Annotated in this window: 1 protein-coding gene; it reads right to left on the bottom strand. The window is 42.5% G+C overall.

Annotated features, from left to right (window positions below):
• Positions 1 to 280: 280 nt before the first annotated feature.
• Positions 281 to 553, bottom strand: a 273-nt coding sequence (locus AB4585_RS23740; RefSeq protein WP_372171221.1) for a hypothetical protein, incomplete at its 5' end; no start/stop codon positions are given.

Below are 553 nucleotides of genomic sequence, written 5' to 3'. Positions count from 1 at the left end.
TGTAGTGTGTTCAATGTACGAGTTTTCGACAGATGTGATCGATACGTCTCCATCTTTCAGTTTATTGGAAAGAAGAAGGTCTAATTGGGATGTTATATAGTCTTGATTCTCGCGATTGCTGAGGAATGCTAGATCTGCAATTACTGCTAGTTTGAACATGTACGGCCACCGATATGTTAGATGGCCGTACAGTAGTGAAAACCCGGTTGTTGGTCGCTCGAGTCTTACGAATGTGCGAGATGTTACGCAAAAACTAGTAGCGAACTTTCTTGGCTATGGGCTAGAGGAAGTGTTTGTCATCATCCATGTTTGTGAAAAGACCCTCTTCTATCTTGTTGGGTTCACTGGAATGGTTGGGCGTGCTTTGTTGTGTTATTTCAGAGAACAGTTGTCGAGCGTGAGCAGTTAAAGTTCGCTTATCTACGCTATGTGGTGATTTAGGGTTTAGATGGTCAATTACGGCTGAGGTAAATGACTTTACCTCATCTGCTTGGTGACCGAATCTGGTATCAATTAGGCGAGTAATAACATAGTCATCTAATAGGGTGTTCTC

Source organism: Vibrio sp. 10N.222.49.C9, from assembly GCF_041474985.1.
GTDB lineage: Bacteria > Pseudomonadota > Gammaproteobacteria > Enterobacterales > Vibrionaceae > Vibrio > Vibrio crassostreae_C.
Note: the sequence above shows the minus strand (reverse complement) of the source record. Positions and strands in the feature narration are given on the sequence as shown.